The following is a 7,856-nucleotide window of genomic DNA, read 5'->3' as shown; positions in this document are numbered from 1 at the left end:
ATGTGTTAGGCACGCCGCCAGCGTTCGCCCTGAGCCAGGATCAAACCCTCACGTTAAACCGTGAAAGCCGCCGGCTCATTTATCCACCGGCAAGGCTACCCCTTTCTCTTCTCTCTAGGGGCTCGCTTGCTGCCGCTATTCAGTTTTCAAAGATCAGCCATCTCAAGGCAAGCTTAAATATTATCACACATAAAAACACTCGTCAAGCACTTGCTTGCGAGTGCCTTATCTTAACCTGCCTTGATACCAAAGAACGTGCCGCTTTCCAGCAAAATTACATTTTAATTTCTCGTAACTTCCCTGTCAAGCTTTCGTAACAACCTTCTCTATCAAACAACTGCTCAACCGCTCTCGCAAACGGCCTCACTACTCTAATTTCACCTCCTCCTTTGTCAACCCCCTCCCCCCTAAAAAATTTTTCGGAGACATTTTCTTAAGGCCTCTTCAAAAATCCGTTGCTTGCAACTCCAGTCGCGGCCCTTTTGCAAAGGTGTCTTTAATAGGTAAAATGGCCTTATGATAAAAGGTTTTCGAGGCACAAGCCTGGTAGATTACCCAGGGAAAATTGCCGCCGTAGTGTTCTTTGGAGGGTGCAATTTTAGGTGCCCATTTTGTTATAACGTTGATCTTGTCTTGCCAGAGAGGCTAAAAACACTTCCTGACCTAGAAACCGACGAAATCATTGCTGAATTAAAAAAAAGAGAAAATTTTATTTCAGGCGTAACTGTCACCGGAGGAGAACCAACCCTTCACCCAAGGCGCTTAAAGCTTCTTTTAGAACGCATAAGAAAAGAAACCCCTCTAGCCATCAAATTGGACACCAATGCCTCACAACCCCAGGTTGTCAAAGCCCTTCTTGAAGAGGAGCTAATTGATTATGTGGCGATAGATTTTAAGACCTCCCCTGAGCGATACCACGAATTAGGGGGAGATTTTTCCAAGGTAGAAGAAACACTTGAAATAATCAAAGGGCGTGTGCCTTTTGAAATACGTATCACCGCTGTCCCTTATTTTATAAGCTCAAAAGAATTAGATGAGCTTACTAAATACCTAAATAGTGCCAACCAGGTGGCCTTGCAGCGTTTCTTAAGCGAAGAAGAACACTTAAATCCTCACCTTGATCTCGGGGTTTACGGGCCTGAAGAATTAAGGCAACTTAAAAATTACCTAGAAGAAAAAATCAATGTGCCGGTGGTATTACGCAATGTTTAAAAGAATTATTCTTTTAATGATAGTCCTTTTCTTTCTCAATGGTTGTGCCCAGGCCCCTATTACCGGGCGTAAGCAACTCATACTAATTGACCCTCAAACAGAAATAAAGCTTGGCCTTCAAGCTTACGAAGAAATCCTTCACAAAGAAAAGCTTTGCCATGATCCTGTAATTAACGCTTTGGTAACCCGCGTAGGGATGCGCATAGCAAAAGCAAGTGGCAAAAATTACGACTGGGAATTCAAGGTCATAGATAAACCAAAGACCATCAATGCATTTTGTCTCCCTGGAGGCAAAGTATTTGTTTATACCGGTATTTTACCAATAGCAAAAAACGAAGCTGGTCTTGCCACGGTACTTTCCCATGAAATCGCCCATGCCATTGCCCGCCATGGAGCAGAACGCATGAGCATAGCCATGGTGGCAACCTTTGGCGAAGCTTTATTGGCGAGCATGCTCGATTTGAAAAATCCTGAAACAAAAAGAATTTTTCTTACCGCCTACGGGTTAGGCGCCACCGTAGGGGTCCTGCTTCCTTACAGTCGTGAGCAAGAATATGAAGCAGATACCATTGGTCTTTATCTTATGGCCAAGGCCGGTTATGACCCGCGGGAAGCAGTACGTTTTTGGGAAAGGATGCGCGCGGCAGCTAAAGGCAGGCCAAGGCCCCCTGAATTTCTTTCAACACATCCTGCAGATGAAAAGCGCATAGAAGCCATTAAAAAGCTGCTTCCGAAAGTTCTTCCAATTTACGAGAAGACCTATCCTAAATATGGATTAGGCGAAAAGATTCCTGAGCCTCATTGCCGTTAGTCTCTTTTCAAGTTAAAGTTTCTCAAAATTTTGGCCGAAGTGCAGAGCTGTGTTTGAAAATTTAAGCGAAAGATTAGAAACAACCTTTAAAAAATTACGCGGACGCGGAAAACTAACCCCTTCTGACGTAGAAAAGGGGCTTAGGGAAGTTCGTCTTGCCCTTCTTGAGGCAGACGTTAACTTCCGGGTAGTAAAAGACTTTATTAACCGCGTAAAAGAAAGGGCCCTTGGGGCAGAAGTTCTTGAAAGTCTAACCCCAGCCCAACAACTAATAAAAATCGTCCACGAAGAACTAATACACACCCTTGGGGACGAAGCTGTCCCGTTAAACTTATCTGGCCCCAAACCTATACCCATTCTCCTTGTCGGATTACAAGGCTCAGGTAAAACTACTACTGCTGCCAAACTTGCCAAATTTTTGAAAAAGAAGGGACTTAAGCCTTTTTTAGTGCCAGCAGACGTTTACCGTCCGGCAGCTATCGAGCAACTGAAAACCCTTGCCAAGCAGGTGGGAGTTCCCTGTTTTGATAGCAATCCTCAGCAAAATCCTGTTGATATTGTCAAACACGCCGTAGCCGAAGCCAAAGCCAAAGGATATGACGTTGTCATTATCGACACCGCCGGGCGTCTTCATATAGACGAAGAAATGATGACAGAAGTAGAAGAAATCAAAAAGGCGGTTGCCCCTCGGGAAGTGCTGCTGGTGGCGGACGCCATGACCGGTCAGGATGCGGTTAACATTGCCAAAAGTTTCCACGAAAAAATTGGCCTTACCGGCGTTGTTTTAACCAAAGTAGAAGGTGACGCCCGTGGGGGTGCGGCTCTTTCTATTCGCGCAGTTACAGGATGCCCTATCAAATTTCTTGGTGTAGGGGAAAAACTCGACGCCCTTGAAGTATTTCATCCTGACCGCATGGCCTCACGCATCCTGGGAATGGGAGACGTGCTCTCCCTCATTGAAAAGGCCCAAGAGGCTTTTGATCTCAAAAAGGCTCAGGAACTTCAGGAAAAACTAAAAAAAGAAGCCTTTACCCTGGAAGATTTGCGTGAACAAATCAAACAAATGAAGCGTCTGGGCTCACTTGAACAGATAATTAAACTCATCCCCGGAATAGGAAGCAAATTTAAAGATCTTCCTTTTGATGAACGTGAACTCGTACGCATGGAAGCCATAATAAATTCCATGACCCCGCAAGAGCGGAGGAATCCCAAAATAATTAACGCTAGCAGGAAAAGACGTATTGCCAACGGAAGTGGTACTACTGTTCAGGATGTTAACCGCTTACTTAAGAGCTATGAAGAGATGCGCAAACTTTTTAAGCGGATGAGAAAAAAAGGTGGCATCCAGGCTCTTGCCCGAAACCTATTTGGCATGTAAATATGGTTAGCTCAGTTTTAAACAGGAGGTGAAAAGGAAGTGGCGATAAAAATCAGGCTAATGCGTAAGGGGCGTAGAAATCGTCCGTTTTATCGGGTAGTAGCCGCAGAAGCCTCGGCTCCCCGCGATGGTAGGTTTATTGAGATTCTAGGTTATTATGATCCTTTAAAAGAACCCTATGAATTCAAGGTTGATCCTGAAAAAGTGAAAAAATGGCTTAAGCGTGGGGCAAAACCAACCGAAACCGTAAGAGCCCTTCTTAAACGCAGCGGCCTTTTAAACGCTAATTAACACTGGCAAGTAGCGGGTAGGATACCTATATTTCTGGTGATGAAAGCTCAAGAGGGAGGTTAATTATGGGAAAGTTGAGAGATCTTATCGAACAAATTGCCAAGGCGTTGGTGGATAACCCTGATGCCGTGCAGGTCAAGGAAATCGAAGGAGAACAGACTGTTGTCATTGAATTGAAAGTTGCCAAAGAAGATCTAGGAAAAGTTATCGGCAAACAGGGCCGCACAGCACGTGCCATGCGCACTATCCTTAGCGCAGCTTCAACCAAGCTTCGCAAACGTGCTGTTTTAGAAATTATCGAATAGTCGTTTTAAGTGTCCCGCAAAATTACCATCGGGAAGATTGCCCGAGCCCACGGAATGAAAGGGGAGGTAAAAGTCCTCCCCTATCCCTTGTTAAATGCCGAAATACTTCCTCAAATCCCTCGTTTTTATTTAAAAACAAGCCACAATGAATATAAGCCTTTAGAACCAGAAAGCGTACGCCAAGCCCCAGGGGAGGGGTTTTTATTCAAGTTTAAGGAAATAAAAGACAGAGACGCCGCAGAAGCCCTGCATGACAAAGTGCTATACGTAGAAGTTGAAGACCTCCCCCCTCGCGAAGAAGATGAATATTACGTTTTCGAATTAGTTGGTCTAAAGGCTCTTTTGCCTGACGGCAAAGAGCTCGGAACGGTAAAAGGTCTTATGCCTGTTGGTCCTTATGAATTGCTAGAAATCAAAACCCCTGAAAGAAAAACTATCTATATCCCCATGATTCACGAAATCATAAAAGAAATTAACCTTGAAAAAGGGATTTTATATCTCGATCCCCCTGAAGATCTTCTAGAAATACAAGGTTATGAGGTAAAATCAAATGCCAATTAATTCTCAAAAAATTTTAATGAGCCCCTTGCTAAATTGCCGAGATCAGTATTGCAAGAACAAGGAATCCGTTCCTATTTTTCATCTCGAAAAATAGGATCTTAGAACAGCTTTTAAGAAAAAGTGTTTTGTAACGGTCTATGCCAGAAGATTCTCCTGACTAAAGGAAAAAAATACAAAATGGCAAAGCCCGGTCTCTCATTACAAAGAAAAGCTACTATTGTCGCCAGTGCTACCGCAGCCTTTTTGGTTCTTATCAAAATCGTTGTTTGGATGGTTAGTGGCTCAGTAGCTATTTTGGCCTCTGCCGTAGATTCTCTTCTTGATATTTTTGTTTCTATCTTTAATTGTTTGGTCCTGCGAAGTTCGGAACGCCCACCTGATGAACGTTTTAATTATGGTTTTGGAAAATTAGAAGCTATTGCTGCAGTAGTAGAAGGACTTGTTATTTTCGCTTCTGGCCTTTTTATTCTCTACGAAGGCGCTCACAAAATTGTGCATCAAACCCCGGTAACAAGATTAGACATCTCTTTGGGGATCATGATTTTTTCCATAATTGTAACCGGCTGTCTGGTTTATTTCTTAAATTATGTTGCCCAAAAAACCGGAAATTTAGTAATTAAAGCTGATGCTTTACACTACAAAACAGACCTCTTCACCAATTCTGCGGTGGTGCTATCTCTCTTAATCATCCACTTAACCGGCTTTTATCTCATAGATGGCATTTTTGGCATAGGAATAGCCCTCTATATTCTCTTTTCAGCAGTCTCGTTGATAAAAGAAGGGGTTCTCATGCTTATGGACGTATCTTTAGACGACGAAACAGTAGAAAAAATCATAGGCGTCATAAAAGAGACCCCCGGGATAAATAGTTATCACTTTCTAAAGACGAGAAAATCCGGCCACTTCAATTTTGTGGACGTACATTTAGTTTTCACTCCTGAAATTTCTTTACAAGAAGCCCATGATATAGCAAATCAAGTGGAGGAGAGAATTAAAAAAATTGACCCAAAACAGAAGTGGGTCATAACAATTCATCTTGATCCTACCGATGACTCAGAGAAATTAAAAACAGCTACCAATTAGAGCTCTTCGCAAAATACCTTTCCTCAGAAAGCCTGTTTTAGGATTTTTCGTACGAAAAATGAGAAGGATCCCTTGCGGTCGGGCTTGAAAAACTAACCCCGATATTTTGCAAAGGCCCCAACAAATAAAAAAGGGCGGGGATAATCCCGCCCTTTTTATTTTCATTTAGGAGTTTAGAAATTATTTCTTGCCCATTAATTCTTCCCTTCCCTTGATCAATTCGTCGATAACAGAAGGATCAGCAAGGGTGGAAGTATCACCCAGGTCTTCATACTGACCTGTGACTATCTTGCGGAGAATTCGACGCATAATCTTTCCACTGCGGGTCTTGGGAAGGCCAGAAACGAACTGGATATAGTCAGGTGTTGCAATAGGACCAATTACTTTGCGCATATGCTGTTTGAGCTCCTGGCGGAGTTCGTCAGAGGGCTCATAGCCTTCTTTCAAAATAACAAACGCGTAAATGGCTTCGCCCTTAATTTCGTGGGGGTATCCAATAACAGCGGCTTCAGCAACCGCAGGATGAGCCACCAGCGCAGACTCAAGCTCCATAGTGCCCAAGCGGTGACCAGAGACGTTAATTACGTCGTCAAGGCGGCCCATAATCCAGTAGTAGCCGTCTTCGTCGCGACGCGCACCGTCACCAGTGTAATAGTAGCCCGGGAATCTGCTGAAATAGACGTCTTTAAAGCGCTGAGGATCTCCCCAAACACCCCGCAACATACCAGGCCAGGCACGCTTCATACAAAGATGACCGCCTTCATTTACATCTGCAGGGGTGCCGTCATCTTTCAGAATAACAGGCTCAACCCCTGGCAAGGGTAAAGTAGCAGAGCCGGGTTTTTGCGGAGTAGCGTAGGGTAGAGGAGAAATGAGAAAGCCGCCTGTTTCTGTCTGCCACCATGTATCAACAATGGGGCAGCGTTCTCTTCCTACGTGTTTGTAATACCAATACCAGGCTTCAGGGTTAATTGGCTCTCCCACCGAACCCAAGACGCGAAGGCTTGAAAGATCATACTTATGGGGCCATTCGTCACCTTCACGCATAAGGGCACGAATCACCGTAGGCGCGGTATAAAAGAGGTTTACTTTGAATTTCTGGCAAAGCTCCCAGAAGCGCCCAGGATGTGGATAAGTAGGCACACCTTCATACATAATCTGGGTAGCAGCTAAGCTCAAAGGCCCGTAAACAATGTAGGAATGCCCTGTAATCCAACCAATATCAGCAGTGCACCAGAATATGTCTTCGGGCTTTAAGTCAAAGACCCACTGAAGGGTATGGGCCACATAAACCAGATAGCCTCCGGTAGTGTGAAATACCCCTTTAGGTTTTCCTGTGGAACCGGAAGTATAGAGAATAAAAAGCACGTCTTCAGCGTCCATTTCTTCACAGGGGCACCAGTCGTCAATATCTTCAGCTGAAATAGCTTCGTGATACCAAATATCACGACCTTCCGTCCAATCAACGTCAATACCAAGTCTTTTCACTACGATACATTTTTCTACGGTGGGGCAATCTTGAAGGGCCTGGTCGGCATTTTTCTTGGCCTGGATCTTACGACCCGCACGGTAATAACCATCAGCGGTAATTAAAAGTTTGGCTTCACAGTCCTGAATACGGGTCTTAAGGCTTTCAGCGGAAAAACCACCAAATACCACTGAATGAATCGCACCAATACGAGCACAGGCAAGCATCACGATCGGCAGTTCAGGGATCATGGGAAGATAAATGGCAACACGGTCGCCTTTTTTAATCCCAAGCTTTTTAAGCACGTTAGCAAAGCGGCAAACTTCCCGATGAAGCATCTCGTAGGTATAAACGCGGACTTCTTCGTCAGGCTCACCTTGCCAGATGATGGCTGCCTTATTACGGGTGGCGTCAGTAAGATGCCGGTCCACACAGTTATAGCAAGCGTTTAACTTACCACCTTCAAACCAGCGGATCTCGGGCTTGTGAAAATCCCAATAACAGGTTCTATCCCAGAGTTTAAACCAAGAAATAAGCTCTTTGGCGCGCTCACTCCAAAAACCATCAGGATCACTCAGAGAATAACGGTAAATTTCCTCATAATCGAACTTACTCCCAATATACGCCTCATCGCGACCTTCTTGAGGAGGATAAAAAATCCTTTCTTCCTTTAAGACGCTTTCAATCTTGGTGGGATCCGCCATTTTTACCTCCTTCGTGTTTTATTTTGAAAAGGTTTTCATTTCA

9 protein-coding genes are annotated in these 7,856 nt (G+C 44.2%); 8 read left to right on the top strand and 1 reads right to left on the bottom strand.

Features of this window, described 5'->3' with window-relative positions:
- From H528_RS14660 to H528_RS0110565, 8 genes are all read left to right on the top strand, one after another.
- Nucleotides 1-317, top strand: a 317-nt coding sequence (locus H528_RS14660) for a hypothetical protein (protein WP_218969835.1), incomplete at its 5' end; no start/stop codon positions are given.
- 199 nt (nucleotides 318-516) lie between these two features.
- Nucleotides 517-1,212 carry an anaerobic ribonucleoside-triphosphate reductase activating protein gene (locus H528_RS0110595; RefSeq protein WP_022854285.1) on the top strand — a complete coding sequence of 232 codons (696 nt, stop codon included), beginning with the start codon at nucleotides 517-519 and terminating at the stop codon, nucleotides 1,210-1,212.
- Entirely contained in the window at nucleotides 1,205-2,023 is an 819-nt protein-coding gene (locus H528_RS0110590; protein WP_051132508.1) for a M48 family metallopeptidase, read from the top strand. The genes H528_RS0110595 and H528_RS0110590 overlap by 8 nt, the downstream gene beginning before the upstream one ends.
- Nucleotides 2,024-2,072: 49 nt before the next feature.
- Entirely contained in the window at nucleotides 2,073-3,401 is a 1,329-nt protein-coding gene (gene ffh / locus H528_RS0110585) for a signal recognition particle protein (RefSeq protein WP_022854283.1), read from the top strand.
- Between the two features lie 39 nt (nucleotides 3,402-3,440).
- Nucleotides 3,441-3,692 carry a 30S ribosomal protein S16 gene (gene rpsP / locus H528_RS0110580; protein ID WP_022854282.1) on the top strand — a complete coding sequence of 84 codons (252 nt, stop codon included), beginning with the start codon at nucleotides 3,441-3,443 and terminating at the stop codon, nucleotides 3,690-3,692.
- A 65-nt stretch (nucleotides 3,693-3,757) separates the two neighbouring features.
- Complete coding sequence (locus H528_RS0110575) at nucleotides 3,758-3,997, top strand: KH domain-containing protein (RefSeq protein ID WP_022854281.1); 240 nt, start codon at nucleotides 3,758-3,760, stop codon at nucleotides 3,995-3,997.
- Between the two features lie 9 nt (nucleotides 3,998-4,006).
- Nucleotides 4,007-4,558 (top strand): ribosome maturation factor RimM, encoded by a 552-nt coding sequence (rimM, locus tag H528_RS0110570; protein WP_022854280.1) that lies wholly within the window; start codon nucleotides 4,007-4,009, stop codon nucleotides 4,556-4,558.
- Between the two features lie 177 nt (nucleotides 4,559-4,735).
- The gene (locus H528_RS0110565) at nucleotides 4,736-5,641 is read left to right on the top strand and encodes a cation diffusion facilitator family transporter (protein ID WP_022854279.1); all 906 of its coding nucleotides are present in this window, start codon (nucleotides 4,736-4,738) and stop codon (nucleotides 5,639-5,641) included.
- A 180-nt stretch (nucleotides 5,642-5,821) separates the two neighbouring features.
- On the opposite strand, the gene acs is transcribed toward H528_RS0110565, so the two are convergent.
- Nucleotides 5,822-7,813 (bottom strand): acetate--CoA ligase, encoded by a 1,992-nt coding sequence (gene acs, locus H528_RS0110560; protein ID WP_022854278.1) that lies wholly within the window; start codon nucleotides 7,811-7,813, stop codon nucleotides 5,822-5,824.
- Nucleotides 7,814-7,856: the final 43 nt, after the last annotated feature.

Source organism: Thermodesulfatator atlanticus DSM 21156 (assembly GCF_000421585.1).
Taxonomy (GTDB): Bacteria; Desulfobacterota; Thermodesulfobacteria; order Thermodesulfobacteriales; family Thermodesulfatatoraceae; genus Thermodesulfatator; species Thermodesulfatator atlanticus.
The sequence above is the reverse complement of the archived record's forward strand: the minus strand, read 5'-3'. Positions and strand labels throughout refer to the sequence as shown.